Genomic DNA, 16,712 nt, shown 5'->3' on the forward strand with positions numbered 1-16,712 from the left:
ACAAGGTTCACGCCGAATGATAAGTCGGCAGAGCAAACCGTTGCTGGCTTTGCAGCATGGAGATCTGCGGCAGTTCGCTGGCCTGTTCAGCCAGGTCACGGCGAATCGCACTGATCACCCACGACAGTTGATCGCCGGCATGCAATTGCTGGTAGGAAATCGAACGCTTGAACACTTTGCCTTCGGTGCTGCGCAGGGTCAGCAGAATGCCACCGTCTGGACGCGACTGGGTGTTCACTTCGAAGTTGGAGAACAGGGAGGTAAATTTTTCTTGGATCAGGCTCATGTCTATCAGCTCCGTTTGCACTTGATTGGCAAGCATGGAGAGGTAGTTGCAGTGATTGTGCCAGCACCTGATATTTTTAAAGTCTTTATAAATCAATAAGTTATGTTTGCGGTGATTTTTTGCTTTCGTGCAATCTGCATGAATGGCCATCGTGCATCCTGCATTTTGCGTGGTCGGCCACGATTCGATGGAACCAATTACACCCGCTGAGGATCGCGATCTCGAATGCTCGGAGCGCGGATACAAATCATTTCAAAAACCGCGTGTACAGCTCAAGAACCGCTGACGTATTTTCGGACCCATAGACCGCCGCCCGACAATAAAAAGATCGAACGGGAGCAAGCATGAGCGACACGATCACCTGGGGCATGATGCTCCGCAAACTGCCTTCCATTGCCAAAGCCATTCCTCGCGTGGTGAAGGGCATGAAAGTCGCCAACGTCAAGGACCCGACTCAAGCGTGTGGCCTCGGCTGGACCTTCGAACAAGCGACCTTGCGCAATCCCGATGGCCCCGCGTTGCTGCAGGGTGACGTCGCGCTGAGTTATTCACAGGTCAACCAGTGGGCCAATCGCATTGCCCATCACCTGATCGCCGAAGGCATCCGAAAGGGTGATGTGGTGGCGGTGTTTCTAGAGAACCGTCCGGAACTGCTGGTGACGATATTGGCAGTGGCCAAGGTCGGCGCGATCAGTGCCTTGCTCAATACCTCGCAAACCCGCGACACCCTGGCCCACAGCCTGAACCTGGTGGCGCCTGCGGCGATTATTGTTGGCGAAGAACTGGTCCCGGCGTTCAGCGCGGTCCGCGAACGGGTGTCGATCGAACCGACGCGCACCTGGTTCGTCGCCGATCAAGACACCTACCGTCGTCCCGGCAACGCGCCCGACGGTTTCATCAACCTGATGAGCGCCAGCGCCCAGGCGTCCAGTGAGAATCCGGCCAGCAGCCAGCAGGTTTTTTTCGACGACCCTTGTTTCTATATCTACACCTCAGGCACCACCGGATTGCCCAAGGCGGGGGTTTTCAAACACGGTCGCTGGATGCGCAGCTCGGCGAGTTTCGGCCAGATCGCCCTGAACATGCAGCCGCAGGACGTCGTCTATTGCACCCTGCCGCTCTACCACGCAACCGGGCTCTGCGTCTGTTGGGGCTCGGCGATCAGCGGCGCCGCAGGATTTGCCATCCGCCGCAAGTTCAGCGCCAGCCAGTTCTGGAATGACGTGCGCAAATACCAGGCGACCACCCTCGGCTACGTCGGTGAGTTATGCCGCTACCTGGTGGATCAACCGCCCGCTGCCGACGACAGCAAACACCGCGTGACCAAGATGATCGGCAATGGCCTGCGTCCCGGCGCATGGCGCGAGTTCAAGACGCGATTTGCGGTTGATCACATTTGCGAGCTGTACGCCGCCAGCGACGGCAACATCGGCTTTACGAACATCCTGAATTTCGACAACACCATTGGTTTTTCCCTGATGGCCTGGGAGCTGGTGGCCTACGACCACGACAGTGGCTTGCCGATGCGTAATGCCAAAGGTTTCATGCGCAAAGTCGCCAAAGGCGAGCAGGGCCTGTTGTTGGCGAGAATCGACGACAAGGCGCCACTGGACGGTTACACCGATCCGCAGAAGACCGAAAAGGTCGTGCTCCACGACGTGTTCACCAAGGGCGACCGTTACTTCAACACGGGCGATCTGCTGCGCAATATTGGTTTCGGCCATGCCCAATTTGTTGATCGGTTGGGTGACACCTACCGCTGGAAGGGTGAAAACGTCTCGACCACCGAGGTCGAGAACATTCTTCTGCAACACCCGAATATTTCTGAAGCCGTCGCGTACGGCGTCGAAATTCAGAACACCAACGGGCGTGCCGGCATGGCCGCGATCACGCCGGCGGAATCCTTGGCGACGCTGGACTTCAGCGAACTGCTGGACTTTGCCCGCCAGCAAATGCCTGCGTATGCGGTGCCGCTTTTCCTGCGGGTGAAAGTGAAAATGGAAACCACCGGAACCTTCAAATATCAGAAGACCCGCCTCAAGGACGAAGCCTTCGACCCCGGCAAAACCGGTGATGATCCGATCTACGCCTGGCTGCCCGGCACCCAGACTTACGTGCAAGTTACCGATCAGGTGTTGGCGGATATTCACGGCGGCAAGTACCGCTATTGAATGTCGCTATGGCGACTCTTGAGAAAAAAGAAGTGACAGCCTCGGGGCTGCTCGGGAAACTGTCGGCTTTCCCGAATGACAGAAAGTGGAGTTCCCGATGTCAGACCAAAGCCGCCAGATGACCCCCGAAGAAGCCGCTGAATTTGCCGAACAGGTATTCAACAAGGCGCGCGAGGGCGATGCGGCCATGATGGCTGCGTTGCTGACCAAAGGCCTGCCGCCGAACCTGCGTAACCACAAGGGCGACACCTTGCTGATGCTCGCCGCCTACCACGGTCATGTGGAGACGGTAAAAGTGCTGCTGGAACACAAGGCCGACCCGGAAATCCGCAACGACAACGGCCAGAGCCCGATTGCCGGCGCCGCGTTCAAGGGCGACCTGGCGGTGGTCAAGGCGTTGGTTGAAGGTGGGGCGCAGGTGGAAGGTTCGTCTTTCGATGGTCGTACGGCGCTGATGATGGCGGCGATGTTCAACCGCGTTGAAATCGTCGACTACCTGATCAGCAAAGGCGCCGATCCGAAAGCCAAGGATGCCAATGGCGTCACTGCGCTGGATGCCGCGAAGACCTTGGGCGCCGTCGATACCACTGCGCAATTAGAGAAATTGCTGGCGTAACCCTGTAGGAGCGAGGCTTGCCCGCGAAGGCGTAGTGTCATTCACGTTGATGTTGACTGACACTACGCCTTCGCGGGCAAGCCTCGCTCCTACAAAAAGATTTTTTTTGGCAAATTACGCTATCCTTCGCGCCCTCAAAATTCACTCGCTACAGGATCCGCCCCATGAAAGCCGCACTCGTCGAACTCATCAGCAAAATCAGCTCCGGGTGCATGAGCGATGACGAAATCCTGAAAGTCGCTGATGAAGCGGCTCAGGCCTACGCCGATCCCGAGGCTTTTCTGACGGCCAATCCGGATATTAACTACGACGACTCCTTCCCGATTCCCCTGGGCGAGTGGGTCGTTGTCGGCAGCCTCCCGGAAACCGTGCTGTTCCAGGCCGACACTTACGTAGACCTGTTCGCCCAGATCGTCGCCTCGTTCGGCCCGGGTGTTGATTTCAACATCAAACCCAAGCAACTGGCCAAGACCGAAGCCCTGACCGCGCTCAATCGGATTCAGGTGCAGATGGGCAGCATGAGCAAGGAAAACGGCGGTTACACGCTGATGAACTTCAGCCAGCTGCTCGACGACGAACTGCAAGTGGTGCTGGTCTACGGCAACGACCTGCCGCGCGTGCTCGAGTTGTGCGCCGAGGTGGGTATCACCGCCGCGCCATCGCTCGAAGCCCTGAAAATTGCGGTCCACGTTTAAAAAGCGGAACCCTCGCAAGGCCCGGCTATCCTAAGAGTGCATACCACTCTTAGGGAGCAACACCATGGGTTCCACGTTCAACGGTCTGATTGGCCTGATTATTCTTGCCCTGGATATCTGGGCAATCATCAACGTGCTGAAAAGTGGCGCCAGCACAGGGATGAAAATCGTCTGGGTGCTGCTGATCCTGCTGCTGCCGGTCCTGGGCCTGATCATCTGGGCTATCGCCGGGCCACGGGGTAATGTCCGAGTCTGAGCACGCACTCAAAGCCATCACTTTTCCCCTGTGGGAGCTAGCCTGCTAGCGATAGCGGAGTGTCAGCCACAACTTTACTGACTGACACTCCGCTATCGCTAGCAGGCTAGCTCCCACAGGGGATTGTGTTGTGTCATCAAGTGACGTTCGACCTGTCATCTTCCGCAACGTAGAATGCGCGCCTTTCCCGGTCAATCGAGCCGCTCGATTGGCCATCATGGGCGGGTAACCGTCCGTTGCCACCGCATTCATCGGAGCACTTCCCATGAGCAACATCACCACCAGCGACTACCTGGAAACCCTCTACGAAGGCTACGGCCAGCGTTTTCGCATGGAAAAACTGCTGCACGAAGTGCGCACCGAACACCAGCACCTGGTGATTTTCGAAAACCCGCGCATGGGCCGGGTCATGGCGCTGGACGGCGTGATCCAGACCACCGAAGCCGACGAATTCATCTACCACGAGATGCTCACCCACGTGCCGATCCTGGCGCACGGCACCGCCAAGCGCGTGCTGATCATCGGTGGCGGCGACGGCGGCATGCTGCGTGAAGTGGCCAAGCACCGCAGCGTCGAGCACATCACCATGGTCGAGATCGATGGCACCGTGGTCGAGATGTGCAAGGAATTCCTGCCGAATCACTCCAAAGGTGCGTTCGACGATCCACGCCTGAACCTGGTGATCGACGACGGCATGCGTTTCGTCGCCACCACCACCGAAAAGTTCGACGTGATCATTTCCGACTCCACCGACCCGATCGGTCCGGGTGAAGTGCTGTTCTCGGAAAACTTCTACCAGGCCTGCCGTCGCTGCCTGAACGAAGGCGGCATCCTGGTGACCCAGAATGGCACCCCGTTCATGCAGATCGAAGAAGTCAAAACCACCGCAGGTCGCTTGCGCAGCCTGTTCCCGGACTGGCACTTCTATCAGGCCGCCGTGCCAACCTATATCGGTGGCTCGATGACCTTTGCCTGGGGCGCGACCAACACCGCCTATCGCAAGTTGTCCCGTGAAACCTTGCAGCAACGCTTCGCCGGCAGCGGCATCATCACCCGCTACTACAATCCGGAAATCCACATCGGCGCCTTCGCCTTGCCGCAATACGTGCTGCAAGCGGTGAACAAGCCAAGCAACGACTAAACTGTACTCATACCCCCTGTAGGAGCGAAGCTTGCTCGCGAAAGCGGTAATTCAGTCAATACACATGTCGACTGAAACACCGCTTTCGCGAGCAAGCTTCGCTCCTACAGGTCCTGTGTTTTTCATGCAGCGGGCGGTAATCCGTGGGAACGATCAGTCAGGCCAAAAGTCCAGATGGTTGTAAGCCCATTTGCGGGTTTGTTCGAGGAGGCACTGATGCAAAAGTGGAAAATCACTTTCGTGGATGATCACGGTGAAACAGTCGATGAAGTCTTCGAGTGCGAGGAGTGCCCGGATAACGAGAAAGCCGCAAAACTCCTCAAGGAACGTCTTTTTCCTGTTGCCGCCGAGCTGGATCTGAATGATCTGGAAGGGCGAACCGCCGACGCAAGCGTCAAAAGTCTCAAGACCCAGAACAGCATACAAATCCTCGGCATCACGCCAATCTGAATATCTCCTGTCTCAATCCTATCCAGGCCTTGGCAGCGCCTCTGTCTTGGGGCTACTCTGCAATCGAGATCAGCGAACGGATCGCTAAGGTCTGGTCTTGTCAGCTACATGCTTGCTTCCCACCGGCAACGTGGTTGCCGCATCGCTCGCACCAATCGGTTGCGAGTGCCGGGAATACGGAAAGTCTATCCATCAATATGAGGGGGACGTTTCATGAGCACAGCCTATCAAGAAGACATCAGCAGCAGCGTGCTGCGCCGCATGAAAGAAGGCGGTTTCGACTTTTCACGATTCCACCCCATCGAGTTCTACGCCATTTTCCCGGACGAGGAGCGGGCACGCAGGGCGGCAGGGCATTTCCGTGGTGAATCCTTGAATGCGCAGATCAGCGTGCGCGATGACGGCGCGTGGAATCTGGAGTTGAGCAAAGTGATGTACGCCACCTATGGCGGCATCGGCGACTTCGAGCAGGACTTCGAGGCAGTGGTCGAGCCTCTGGGCGGCATCATCGAAGGATGGGGCGTCAAGCAGGAGGTACGAGGGCTACTCGCATAACCTTATGAACAGTGACAACGCTCAGCAACGGCTGGCCTTCGGGTTGGCCGTTTTCGTTGGTGGCGATCAGAAAAGCCCCCTCGGCAAAACCCTGAAACAAGAATCCGGCGCAAAAAAAACCGCCTGAGCAGGCGGCTAAAGGGAAGTTCGGTCAGGTTTTGCAGCGGATGCGCGGATTATCCGCATCGACTCCCGGGCAGTGAAATCAACTCTGACTATGCTGGTGATAGGCGACAACGTCGCCTTGCAATGAAGCGGGGGCGATCAGCTTGGAGCGTTTGCTGCACAGGATTGGTGCGGTGCAAACGGCTTCATTATCCAACTGGTTGATAACAAAGCGTTTCTGCCGATGGCACGGGCCTTGCGAAGGCCTGGATGTCCGGGTGACAAGGAGTACGGCATGATCCGCACCTATTTTGATGAGATGTACGATGCCGGCGGCCAGGTCCGCCCGCATTATCGGGAGTTTGCCCGTTGGCTGGCCGAGACGCCTGACGAGCTCTTGGCACAACGGCGACGCGAGGCCGATCTGCTGTTCCATCGTGCCGGGATTACCTTCACGCTCTACGGGGACGAGCAGGGCACAGAGCGCCTGATTCCTTTCGATACCATCCCGCGCAGCATCCCCGCCAGTGAATGGCGGATCGTCGAGCGCGGCTGTATCCAGCGGGTCAAGGCGTTGAACATGTTCCTCGCCGACCTCTACCACGAGCAGCGCATCATCAAGGCCGGCATCATCCCGGCCGAGCAAGTGCTGGCCAACGAGCAATACCAGTTGGCGATGCAAGGGCTGGATCTGCACCGCGATATCTATTCGCACATCTCCGGTGTCGATCTGGTGCGCGATGGTGACGGCACGTACTACGTGCTCGAAGACAACCTTCGTACTCCCAGCGGCGTGAGCTATATGCTCGAAGACCGCAAGATGATGATGCGGCTGTTTCCCGAGTTGTTCTCGGCCCAGCGCATCGCACCGATCGACCATTATCCGAACCTGCTGCTCGACACCCTGAAAAGCTCCAGCCCGATCGATAACCCGAGCGTGGTGGTGCTGACGCCGGGTCGCTTCAACAGCGCGTTTTTCGAGCATGCCTTCCTGGCGCGGGAGATGGGCGTTGAGCTGGTGGAAGGCGCAGACCTGTTCGTGCGTGACGACAAGGTGTTCATGCGCACCACGGACGGACCAAAAGCCGTCGACGTGATCTACCGTCGCCTCGACGATGCGTTCCTCGATCCGCTGGCGTTCAACCCGGACTCGATGCTCGGCGTTCCAGGGCTGCTGTCGTCTTATCGCTCCGGCAATGTGGTGCTGGCGAATGCCATCGGCACCGGGGTTGCGGACGACAAGTCGGTGTATCCGTTTGTCACGGACATGATCCGTTTCTATCTCGACGAAGAACCGATCCTGAAGAACGTGCCGACGTTCCAGTGTCGCAATCCTTCTGAACTGTCCCACGTACTGGCCAATCTTCCAGACCTGGTGGTCAAGGAAACCCAGGGCTCCGGCGGTTACGGAATGCTGGTGGGGCCGGCGGCGACGGCGGCGGAAATCGAGTCGTTCCGCGCGCGGATCAAAGCCAAGCCTCACGCGTATATCGCGCAACCGACGTTGTCCCTGTCGACCTGTCCGACCTTTGTCGAAAACGGCATCGCGCCGCGCCACATCGACCTGCGTCCGTTTGTGTTGTCTGGCCGCGAAACCCGGGTTGTGCCCGGCGGTTTGACCCGTGTCGCCCTGCGTGAAGGCTCCCTGGTGGTGAATTCCTCACAGGGCGGCGGAACCAAGGACACCTGGGTGGTCGAGGATTGAAGGAAGCTTGCCATGTTAAGTAGAACTGCCTCGGATTTGTATTGGATGTCGCGTTACCTGGAGCGGGCGGAAAACCTCGCACGGATGCTCGACATCAGTTATTCGCTGTCACTGATGCCGCAGGATGGTCGCGGTGACGGTCTGCACGAACTGGCCATGCCGCTGCTGATCACCGGCACCCTGGATGATTACCTGGAGCGCCACGGTGACTTGCACGCCGAACGGCTGCTGCATTTCTTTGCCCTGGACGCGGCCAACCCGGCAAGCATCTACAGCTGCCTCGGCTCGGCGCGGGCCAGTGCTCATGCAGTGCGTGGGCGAATCACCGCCGACATGTGGGAAAACATCAACGCCACGTGGCTGGAAATTCGCGGAATCGCCGAACAGGGCTTGAGTCGCTACGGCATGAGCCGCTTTTGCGAGTGGATCAAGGAACGTTCGCACCTGTTCCGTGGCGCGTCCTACGGCACGATCATGCGTAACGATGCGTTCCGCTTCATTCGCCTGGGAACGTTTATCGAACGGGCCGACAACACGTTGCGCCTGCTCGATGCCCGTTACGAAATGGCCGGCGACCAGGCCGAAGCGGTCAGCGATGGCACGGCTCACGCGTATTACCAGTGGAGCGCTTTGTTAAGGGCGTTGTCGTCTTTCGAGGCGTACACCGAGATCTATCGCGACGCACCCGGCGCCCGGCATGTGGCCGAATTGTTGTTACTACGCGCTGACGTTCCCCGTTCGTTAAGGGCCTGCACCGAAGAAATCGACCAGATCCTCGCCCAACTGCCGGGGGCCAATGGCCGTCCTGCGCAACGTCTGGCGGCGGAGATGGACGCGCGCCTGCGCTACACCGGCATCAACGAAATTCTCGACGAAGGCCTGCACGCCTGGCTGACTGAATTCATCCCGCTGGTGCGCCAGTTGGGTAACGCCATTCACAGTTCCTACCTGGAGGCTGCATGAGACTTTCCATTAGCCACGAAACCACCTATCACTACGAAGATCAGGTGCGGGCGAGCATCCAGTACTTGCGGCTGACACCCCACGACAGCGAGCGTCAGCACGTGCTCAGCTGGCAACTCGACCTGCCACGCCCGGTGCGCGCGCAACTCGATCCGTTCGGCAACATTCTCCATGTATTGACCATGGATGAGCCGCACGAGGCGATCATCATCGGTGCCCGTGGCCAGGTGGACATCGACGAACTGCGTGAAGCCGAGCATGAGAGCCAGTCGGCGCTGCCGTTCCTGCGCTTCACGCGCCTGACCGAAGCTGACGAAGCTTTGCGTGCGTTCGCCGAGAAGGAGTGCAAAAAACGCCGGGATCGCACGGCGCTGATCGACTTGATGCATGGCCTGAATTCGCACATGACCTACACACCGGGCTCCACCGAAGTCGACACCAGTGCGGCCCAGGCCTTCGCCGGGCGTTCAGGCGTCTGTCAGGACCACACCCATGCGTTCCTCGCCTGTGCCCGCAGCCTCGGCATTCCGTCGCGTTACGTGTCGGGGTATTTGTACAGCGAGAACAGCGAACACCTGGCCAGTCACGCCTGGGCCGAAGCCTGGCTCGATGACGCGTGGTACAGCTTTGATGTGACCAATGAACTGGCCCGGCCGGAGCGGCATTTGAAACTGGCGGTGGGCCTGGATTATCTGGATGCCTGCCCGGTGCGGGGGATGCGTCGGGGCGGCGGGTGCGAGCAGATGCATGCGAAAGTGTTTGTGTCGCCGACGCCGATGCCTGCGCCAGTTATCTCCGTACAGCAGCAATAACCGCAACACCACATAACCCCTGTAGGAGCGAGGCTTGCCCGCGAATGCGTAGTGTCAGTCGACATCAATGTGAATGACACTACGCATTCGCGGGCAAGCCTCGCTCCTACAAGGGGAAATGGGGTCAGGGCTTAACCTTGCGCCCGGCCATATGCTTCAAATACCCCACCAGCATTTCCAGATCCCCATCCGGCAAAACCGTCGCAGCAAACCCCGGCATCTTCGCCTGAGGCCATTGCCGCAAGCTCTGCGGATCCCGAATGTAGCGCTTCAGGAAATCCGCCCCAAAGTACTCGGTCGGGTTAAACGGAATGTTCAAATCCGGCCCGAACTGCGCATCTCCGGCACCATTGAGTCGATGACAAGCCAGGCAATTCTTCTGAAACAGCGCAAAGCCTTTATTCACCGGGTCATCCGCCTTCAGGGCAGGATCAGGCAGCAGGGCAGGGAAGCGCTCGGCGACGGGCGCCATGCGCTTGATACTCGCCACTTGGAAGGGCCATTGCTCAGGGCTGATGTTGCCGGCTTGCGGATCGACCCACACCAGATAAAACGGCCCGGCACCCGGTTTGCCTTCGGATAACGCAGGCCACGGCTTGGCCGGGTCTTCAATCGCCAGCCAGGCGCGCGCACCCTTGGCGTTCAGCAACGGCGCCGCCGACAACTCTGCGGCAAACCCGTCCAAAGCCACGGCTTGCAAATGATCTTCAGGCTTGATGCCAGTCAATAACGCCGCCAATGGAACCGCGCGATAACTCATGTCCCGCTTGTAGGAAACGTCGTCGTTGATGGTGATGGTCTGGATGTGGGGGTGCTTAAGCAGCTCCTCTGTCTGCCAGGTGCGACTGCTCGCACCCAGCTCGAGGTTCAGCTGAGCGGCATACAAGGGCGTGCTGAGCAGCAAGGCCCCGAACAGAAGGAGCGTTTTCAAAATGATCGCCGTCCATGTCGTGGAAGTGCCGCAAAGGTTGGCACACCCACGCTGGCCCGGGTAGCGAGCCAGTCACATTTTTAAGAGGGCGATGTAAAAACCTGACGCCGTATTATTTGAATACCGACTAGCCGATCACCTTGGTCAGGTTCGGCAAAATCAACAACAGCGTAGTGGCGAAAAGAATGAGCCCGGCTTGACGTACTTTCGAATGCTTGAACATGGCTTGACCGCCTTTTTTGTTATTTCCTGATGCCTGCCTGCATATCTCCATGACGGCAGAGCGCTGAACTTCCTGTAAGACGAGTGCCTCGGCAAAACCCGACGACAACTTCGTACATGTTCACCTTAGAGCCCGCGTCACGCTTGGTTTAGATCCATTTCGTATGGTCTTCTCACTTAAAGCTTTAAAAAAGGCATGAGGCCTATTGCCAGCTTCTTGGGCGCCCGTTTGCTAGACAGCTTGGTGACGTGAAACGGTTAATCCAGGCGCGAACGACCGTCCGTCTGAGCGTGTCCGTCAACGCCAGTGAGCACTGCGGTCATTGAATCCATGGCGGCTCGGCCTAAGGTGGAAGCTCAGTATTTACTCACCGCCCAGGTTCGAGGACGTCATGACCCAAGCTTTGATTTTCGACGCGTTACGCACGCCCCGTGGCAAAGGCAAGGCCGATGGCGCCCTGCACAGTGTCAAACCGGTGAACCTGGTGGCCGGGCTGCTCACGGCGTTGCAGCAGCGCACGTCGCTGGACACCAGTCAGGTCGATGACGTGGTGCTCGGTTGTGTCACGCCGATCGGCGATCAGGGCTCGGATATCGCCAAGACCGCTGCACAAGTCGCCGATTGGGACGTCAGCGTGTCTGGCGTGCAGATCAATCGCTTCTGCGCCTCGGGGCTCGAAGCCGTGAACCTCGGGGCGATGAAAGTCCGCTCCGGCTTCGAAGACCTGGTGGTGGTCGGCGGCGTCGAATCCATGTCCCGCGTACCCATGGGCAGCGACGGTGGCCCTTGGGCGCTGGACCCGGAAACCAATCTGCACAGTCATTTCACCCCGCAAGGCGTCGGCGCCGACCTGATCGCCACGATTGAGGGCTTCAGCCGCCAGGACGTCGATGCCTACGCGCTGCATTCCCAGCAAAAAGCAGCGCGGGCCCGGGCGAACGGTTCGTTCAACAAGTCGCTGGTGCCGGTGCAGGATCAGAACGGCATCATCCTGCTCGATCACGATGAGTTCATCCGCGCCGAGTCCACCCTGGAAGGCCTGGGCAAACTCAAGCCGAGCTTCGAGATGATGGGGCTAATGGGCTTCGACGCCACCGCATTGCGGGTTTACAGCCAGGTGGAGCGAATCAACCACGTCCACACTCCGGGCAACAGCTCCGGCATTGTCGATGGCGCCGCCCTGATGTTGATCGGTTCCGAGGCCAAGGGCCGGGCGCTGGGTCTGCAACCACGGGCGCGAATTGTCGCCACAGCCGTCACCAGCACCGATCCGACCATCATGCTCACCGGCCCGGCGCCGGCCACTCGCAAAGCACTGGCCAAGGCCGGGCTGCGGGTCGAAGACATCGACCTGTTCGAGGTCAACGAAGCCTTCGCCTCGGTGGTGCTGAAATTCATCAAGGACATGGCCATCGACCCGGACAAGGTCAACGTCAACGGCGGCTCCATCGCCATGGGCCACCCGCTGGGCGCTACCGGCTGCGCGATTCTCGGCACGCTGCTCGATGAACTGGAAACCCGACGCCTGCGCTATGGCCTCGCGACCCTGTGTGTCGGCGGCGGCATGGGCATTGCCACCATCATCGAACGCCTCTGAGCCCCGACCTTAAGGAACAAGTGACATGACCGAAGCCATTCGTTACGAAAAAGGTCAGGACCAGATCGTCGTCCTGACCATCGACATGCCGGGCCAGAGCGCCAACACCATGAACGCGGTCTATCGCGAGGCGATGGCCGCCTGCGTCGCCCGACTGGTGGCCGAGAAGGACAGCATTGCCGGCGTGATCATCACCTCGGGCAAGAAAACGTTTTTTGCCGGCGGCGACCTCAATGAACTGATCAAGGTCGGCAAACCCGAAGCCAAAGCTTTTTACGACATGGTCCTGACGCTCAAGGGCCAGTTGCGCACACTGGAAACCCTCGGCAAACCGGTGGTGGCCGCGATCAATGGCGCGGCGTTGGGCGGTGGCTGGGAAATCTGTCTCGCCTGCCATCACCGCGTCGCGCTGGACAACCCATCCGTGCAACTCGGCCTGCCAGAAGTCACCCTTGGCTTGCTGCCGGGTGGCGGCGGGGTGGTGCGCATGGTGCGCATGCTGGGCATTGAAAAGGCTTTGCCGTACCTGCTCGAAGGCAAGAAAGTTCGGCCGCAGCAGGCGTTGCAAGCGGGTTTGATCGATGAACTGGCAGCGGATCGCGATGAACTGCTGAGCAAAGCGCGGGCATGGATTATGGCCAACCCGACGGCTGTACAGCGTTGGGACGTGAAGGGTTATCAGATTCCCGGCGGCACGCCGTCGAACCCGAAAGTCGCGCAGATGCTCGCCATCGCACCGTCGATCCTGCGCAGCAAAACCCAGGGTTGCATGCCGGCGCCGGAGAAGATTCTGTGCGCGGCGGTTGAAGGTGCTCAGGTGGATTTCGATACCGCGCACCTGATCGAAACCCGCTACTTCACGGAACTGGCCACCGGCCAAATCTCGAAAAACCTGATCGGCACGTTCTGGTTCCAGCTCAATGAGATCAATGCCGGCGGATCGCGTCCCCAGGGTTTTGCACCTTACGTCACGCAGAAAGTCGGCGTGCTCGGCGCCGGGATGATGGGGGCCGGCATCGCGTTTGTCAGCGCCTCGGCCGGCATCGACGTGGTGCTCAAGGACATCAGCCTCGCGGCAGCGGAGAAGGGCAAGGCGCACTCGGCGGCGTTGCTGGACAAGAAAGTCGCTCGCGGCCAGATGGTCCCGGAACAGCGAGAGGCGATTCTGGCGCGGATCCACACCACCGAAAGCGATGCGGACCTGGCCGGTTGCGATCTGATCATTGAAGCGGTGTTCGAAGATCGCGAGCTGAAAGCCAAAGTCTCCTCGGCGGCGCAGAAAGTCGTCGGCCCGGCCGCCGTGATTGCCTCCAACACCTCGACCTTGCCGATCAGCGGCCTGGCCACTGCCGTGCCGGATCATACCAAATTCATCGGCCTGCATTTCTTCAGCCCGGTGGAGAAAATGCCGCTGGTGGAAATCATCAAAGGCACCAACACCAGCGACGAAACCCTGGTGCGCGGGTTCGATTTCGTCCTGCAAATCAAGAAAACCCCGATTGTGGTCAACGACAGTCGCGGCTTCTTCACTTCGCGAGTATTCGGCACCTTCACCAACGAAGGCATCGCCATGCTCGGCGAAGGCGTGAGCGCGCCGATGATCGAGACTGAGGCGCGCAAGGCCGGCATGCCGATCGGGCCTCTGGCGATCTCCGACGAAGTTTCCCTCAGCCTGATGAGCCATATCCGCCAGCAAACCGCCAAAGACCTGCAAGCAGAAGGGAAACCGCTGATTGAGCACCCGGCGTTCGCCGTGATTGACTTGCTGCTCAATGAATACAAACGGCCCGGTAAAGCCGCAGGAGGCGGTTTCTACGAGTATCCGGCCGGTGGCCAGAAACATCTGTGGCCCGAGCTCAAAAGCCGTTTCGAGAAAGTCGACGGGCAGATTTCGCCTAAGGATGTGCGCGATCGCCTGCTGTTTGTGCAAGCCATCGAAACCGTGCGTTGCGTGGAGGAGGGCGTGCTGACCTCGACGGCGGACGCCAACATTGGCTCAGTCTTCGGTATCGGCTTCGCGGCCTGGACCGGTGGGGCGCTGCAATTCATCAACCAGTACGGCGTGAAAGACTTCGTCGCCCGCGCCCAGTACCTGGCCCAGCAGTATGGCGAACGTTTTGCGCCGCCGGCGCTATTGCTGGAGAAAGCCGCCAAAGGGGAGGCCTTCTAAGGGACATATGACGCCTTCCGGGGCTTGCCTTGTCACGGTGTTTCGAGGCAGGCTCTGGGGTGTGCATTATTCCCATCACGTGTCAGGTATTTTTTATGTCGTTACGCATCTGCATTCTGGAAACCGACATCCTGCGTCCGGAACTGGTCGACCAGTATCAGGGTTACGGGCAGATGTTCCAGCATCTGTTTTCGCAGCAACCCATCGCTGCCGAGTTCACCGTGTACAACGTGATGCAGGGCGAGTACCCGAGTGATGACCTGACCTTCGATGCTTACCTCGTCACCGGCAGCAAGGCCGATTCCTTCGGCACTGACCCATGGATTGAAACCCTTAGAACTTACCTGCTGGACCGCTACAAGCGTGGCGACAAACTGCTGGGCGTGTGCTTCGGCCACCAGCTGCTGGCGCTGCTGTTGGGTGGCAAGAGCGAACGTGCGACCCAAGGCTGGGGCGTTGGCACTCACAGCTACAAAATGGCGGCCAAGGCGCCGTGGATGAGTCCGGTGCGTGAGGAGCTGACGTTGTTGATCAGCCACCAGGACCAGGTGACGTCGCTACCGGAAAACGCCACGGTCATTGCCTCGAGCGATTTCTGCCCGTTCGCCGCGTACCACATCAACGATCAGGTGCTGTGCTTCCAGGGGCATCCGGAATTCATTCACGATTACTCGCGAGCGCTGCTGGAGATTCGTCAGCAAGCGTTGGGCGAGCAAATTTATACCAAAGGCGTGGCGAGCCTTGAGCAAGAGCACCATGGCGCGACCGTTGCGGAGTGGATGATGCGTTTCGTGGCGCACAAACCAGAAGCTAAAGCGGTTTAAAACCTTGCAGTGAAGTTGTGGCGAGGGAGCTTGCTCCCGCTGGACTGCGTAGCAGGCCTGTTGGGGCCACTTCGTTGCCCAGCGGGAGCAAGCTCCCTCGCCACAAAAGCGTTTCAAAGCCAACCCGACCTCTTGAAACTCACCCACAAGCTCACACACCCCACCCCAATAAACCCCAACACCCCGAAATACCCGTAGTGCCAGGTCAACTCCGGCATGTTCTGGAAGTTCATCCCATAAATCCCCGCCACCGCCGTCGGGAACGCCAGAATCGCTGCCCACGCCGCAAACTTGCGCTGCACCACGCTCTGCCGTGATGCTTCCAGCAACACCCCGACTTCAATGGTCTGGCTGGCAATATCCGCCAGGGTCGTCAGATCCTCCATCTGCCGCGCTACGTGAATTTGCACATCGCGGAAATACGGGCGCATGTTTTTGTCGATAAACGGAAAGCTCAGCTTCTGCAGTTCCTCACTGATCTCCACCATCGGCGCCGCATAACGGCGCAGGCGCAATACGTCCCGGCGCAGGCCATGCAGCTTCTGGATGTCATGTTCATTCAGCGCGCTGCACAGCACGTTGCGTTCCAGTTCATCGATCTCCGCATGGATCGCTTCGCCCATGGGCTGGTAGTTTTCAATCACAAAATCGAGGATGGCATAGAGTACGAAATCTTCCCCGTGCTCCAGCAGAATCGGGCGCGCCTCACAGCGCTGTCGGACAAGGGCGTAGGACGCCGAGTGACCATTGCGCGCGGTAATGATGTAGCCGTTGCCGGCAAAGATATGAGTCTCGATGAACTCCAGTTTGCCTTCGTGCCGGATCGGCGAATACGTGACGATAAACAAGGCGTCGCCGAAGGTTTCGAGCTTCGGTCGGCTGTGTTTTTCCAGGGCGTCTTCAATGGCCAGTTCGTGCAGGTTGAACTGGCGTTGCAGGTTCGCCAGCTCCAGGGCGTTCGGCTCTTCAAGGCCGATCCAGACAAAGTGGCCAGGCTTTGCAGCCCAGGCAGCGCCTTCGTCGAGGGTAATATTGGAAACTTTTTTACCGGCGCTATAAACCGCAGCAGCGACAACTCTACCCATGATTCAGGTTCACTTCTTATTTGCAGGTGGCAGTGGCAGGCAGCGTTCAGCTTAGCCTTGTCTGCTGCTTGAGAGTCAGTGAAATCTGTAGAGTTCGCGGGCAAAATAAAACCCGCACGAGGCGGGT

At 58.9% G+C, this 16,712-nt stretch carries 15 protein-coding genes and 1 pseudogene; 13 read left to right on the forward strand and 3 right to left on the reverse strand.

What is annotated here, in order from left to right:
• Positions 1–7: 7 nt before the first annotated feature.
• On the reverse strand, positions 8–286 hold the full coding sequence (locus ACYZT6_RS07280; protein ID WP_131062449.1) for a DUF3509 domain-containing protein: 279 nt from the start codon (positions 284–286) through the stop codon (positions 8–10).
• A 344-nt stretch (positions 287–630) separates the two neighbouring features.
• Between ACYZT6_RS07280 and ACYZT6_RS07285 the strand changes: the two genes are divergently transcribed.
• The 10 genes from ACYZT6_RS07285 (at position 631) to ACYZT6_RS07330 (ending at position 9,755) form a co-directional block, all read left to right on the forward strand.
• Entirely contained in the window at positions 631–2,457 is a 1,827-nt protein-coding gene (locus ACYZT6_RS07285; protein ID WP_462026307.1) for a long-chain-acyl-CoA synthetase, read from the forward strand.
• 97 nt (positions 2,458–2,554) lie between these two features.
• Positions 2,555–3,073, forward strand: coding sequence for an ankyrin repeat domain-containing protein (locus ACYZT6_RS07290; protein ID WP_403100834.1), 519 nt, complete (start codon positions 2,555–2,557; stop codon positions 3,071–3,073).
• 164 nt (positions 3,074–3,237) lie between these two features.
• Positions 3,238–3,768 (forward strand): hypothetical protein, encoded by a 531-nt coding sequence (locus ACYZT6_RS07295; RefSeq protein WP_462026308.1) that lies wholly within the window; start codon positions 3,238–3,240, stop codon positions 3,766–3,768.
• A gap of 64 nt (positions 3,769–3,832) precedes the next feature.
• On the forward strand, positions 3,833–4,024 hold the full coding sequence (locus tag ACYZT6_RS07300) for a PLDc N-terminal domain-containing protein (RefSeq protein ID WP_462026309.1): 192 nt from the start codon (positions 3,833–3,835) through the stop codon (positions 4,022–4,024).
• 265 nt (positions 4,025–4,289) lie between these two features.
• Positions 4,290–5,165: a polyamine aminopropyltransferase gene (gene speE / locus ACYZT6_RS07305; protein WP_461957931.1), complete on the forward strand. Its 876-nt coding sequence runs from the start codon at positions 4,290–4,292 to the stop codon at positions 5,163–5,165.
• A gap of 216 nt (positions 5,166–5,381) precedes the next feature.
• Entirely contained in the window at positions 5,382–5,615 is a 234-nt protein-coding gene (locus ACYZT6_RS07310) for a hypothetical protein (RefSeq protein WP_462026310.1), read from the forward strand.
• 213 nt (positions 5,616–5,828) lie between these two features.
• Complete coding sequence (locus tag ACYZT6_RS07315) at positions 5,829–6,170, forward strand: ribonuclease E inhibitor RraB (RefSeq protein WP_462026311.1); 342 nt, start codon at positions 5,829–5,831, stop codon at positions 6,168–6,170.
• Between the two features lie 400 nt (positions 6,171–6,570).
• On the forward strand, positions 6,571–7,980 hold the full coding sequence (locus ACYZT6_RS07320; protein ID WP_017337349.1) for a circularly permuted type 2 ATP-grasp protein: 1,410 nt from the start codon (positions 6,571–6,573) through the stop codon (positions 7,978–7,980).
• A 12-nt stretch (positions 7,981–7,992) separates the two neighbouring features.
• Positions 7,993–8,943 carry an alpha-E domain-containing protein gene (locus tag ACYZT6_RS07325; protein WP_131062458.1) on the forward strand — a complete coding sequence of 317 codons (951 nt, stop codon included), beginning with the start codon at positions 7,993–7,995 and terminating at the stop codon, positions 8,941–8,943.
• Positions 8,940–9,755 (forward strand): transglutaminase family protein, encoded by an 816-nt coding sequence (locus ACYZT6_RS07330; RefSeq protein ID WP_219095559.1) that lies wholly within the window; start codon positions 8,940–8,942, stop codon positions 9,753–9,755. Before ACYZT6_RS07325 ends, ACYZT6_RS07330 begins: the two co-directional genes overlap by 4 nt.
• A gap of 124 nt (positions 9,756–9,879) precedes the next feature.
• Here ACYZT6_RS07330 and ACYZT6_RS07335 read toward each other — a convergent pair.
• Positions 9,880–10,702: pseudogene (locus tag ACYZT6_RS07335) on the reverse strand (c-type cytochrome).
• 598 nt (positions 10,703–11,300) lie between these two features.
• Between ACYZT6_RS07335 and ACYZT6_RS07340 the strand changes: the two are divergent.
• From ACYZT6_RS07340 to ACYZT6_RS07350, 3 genes are all read left to right on the forward strand, one after another.
• On the forward strand, positions 11,301–12,506 hold the full coding sequence (locus ACYZT6_RS07340) for an acetyl-CoA C-acetyltransferase (RefSeq protein WP_462026312.1): 1,206 nt from the start codon (positions 11,301–11,303) through the stop codon (positions 12,504–12,506).
• 25 nt (positions 12,507–12,531) lie between these two features.
• A complete protein-coding gene (locus ACYZT6_RS07345; protein ID WP_462026313.1) occupies positions 12,532–14,676 on the forward strand; it encodes a 3-hydroxyacyl-CoA dehydrogenase NAD-binding domain-containing protein in 2,145 nt (714 codons plus the stop codon).
• 95 nt (positions 14,677–14,771) lie between these two features.
• Positions 14,772–15,500: an amidotransferase gene (locus tag ACYZT6_RS07350; protein ID WP_462026314.1), complete on the forward strand. Its 729-nt coding sequence runs from the start codon at positions 14,772–14,774 to the stop codon at positions 15,498–15,500.
• A 113-nt stretch (positions 15,501–15,613) separates the two neighbouring features.
• Here the strand turns inward: ACYZT6_RS07350 and ACYZT6_RS07355 are convergent, their stop codons facing one another.
• Positions 15,614–16,585 carry a magnesium and cobalt transport protein CorA gene (locus ACYZT6_RS07355; RefSeq protein ID WP_462026315.1) on the reverse strand — a complete coding sequence of 324 codons (972 nt, stop codon included), beginning with the start codon at positions 16,583–16,585 and terminating at the stop codon, positions 15,614–15,616.
• Between the last annotated feature and the right edge of the window lie 127 nt (positions 16,586–16,712).

Source organism: Pseudomonas sp. RT6P73 (assembly GCF_054897715.1).

Coding starts and splice junctions, on each gene's coding strand:
- ACYZT6_RS07280 (WP_131062449.1), bottom strand. CDS start 286: ATGAGCCTGATCCAAGAAAAATTTACCTCCCTGTTCTCCAACTTCGAA.
- ACYZT6_RS07285 (WP_462026307.1), top strand. CDS start 631: ATGAGCGACACGATCACCTGGGGCATGATGCTCCGCAAACTGCCTTCC.
- ACYZT6_RS07290 (WP_403100834.1), top strand. CDS start 2,555: ATGTCAGACCAAAGCCGCCAGATGACCCCCGAAGAAGCCGCTGAATTT.
- ACYZT6_RS07295 (WP_462026308.1), top strand. CDS start 3,238: ATGAAAGCCGCACTCGTCGAACTCATCAGCAAAATCAGCTCCGGGTGC.
- ACYZT6_RS07300 (WP_462026309.1), top strand. CDS start 3,833: ATGGGTTCCACGTTCAACGGTCTGATTGGCCTGATTATTCTTGCCCTG.
- speE (WP_461957931.1), top strand. CDS start 4,290: ATGAGCAACATCACCACCAGCGACTACCTGGAAACCCTCTACGAAGGC.
- ACYZT6_RS07310 (WP_462026310.1), top strand. CDS start 5,382: ATGCAAAAGTGGAAAATCACTTTCGTGGATGATCACGGTGAAACAGTC.
- ACYZT6_RS07315 (WP_462026311.1), top strand. CDS start 5,829: ATGAGCACAGCCTATCAAGAAGACATCAGCAGCAGCGTGCTGCGCCGC.
- ACYZT6_RS07320 (WP_017337349.1), top strand. CDS start 6,571: ATGATCCGCACCTATTTTGATGAGATGTACGATGCCGGCGGCCAGGTC.
- ACYZT6_RS07325 (WP_131062458.1), top strand. CDS start 7,993: ATGTTAAGTAGAACTGCCTCGGATTTGTATTGGATGTCGCGTTACCTG.
- ACYZT6_RS07330 (WP_219095559.1), top strand. CDS start 8,940: ATGAGACTTTCCATTAGCCACGAAACCACCTATCACTACGAAGATCAG.
- ACYZT6_RS07340 (WP_462026312.1), top strand. CDS start 11,301: ATGACCCAAGCTTTGATTTTCGACGCGTTACGCACGCCCCGTGGCAAA.
- ACYZT6_RS07345 (WP_462026313.1), top strand. CDS start 12,532: ATGACCGAAGCCATTCGTTACGAAAAAGGTCAGGACCAGATCGTCGTC.
- ACYZT6_RS07350 (WP_462026314.1), top strand. CDS start 14,772: ATGTCGTTACGCATCTGCATTCTGGAAACCGACATCCTGCGTCCGGAA.
- ACYZT6_RS07355 (WP_462026315.1), bottom strand. CDS start 16,585: ATGGGTAGAGTTGTCGCTGCTGCGGTTTATAGCGCCGGTAAAAAAGTT.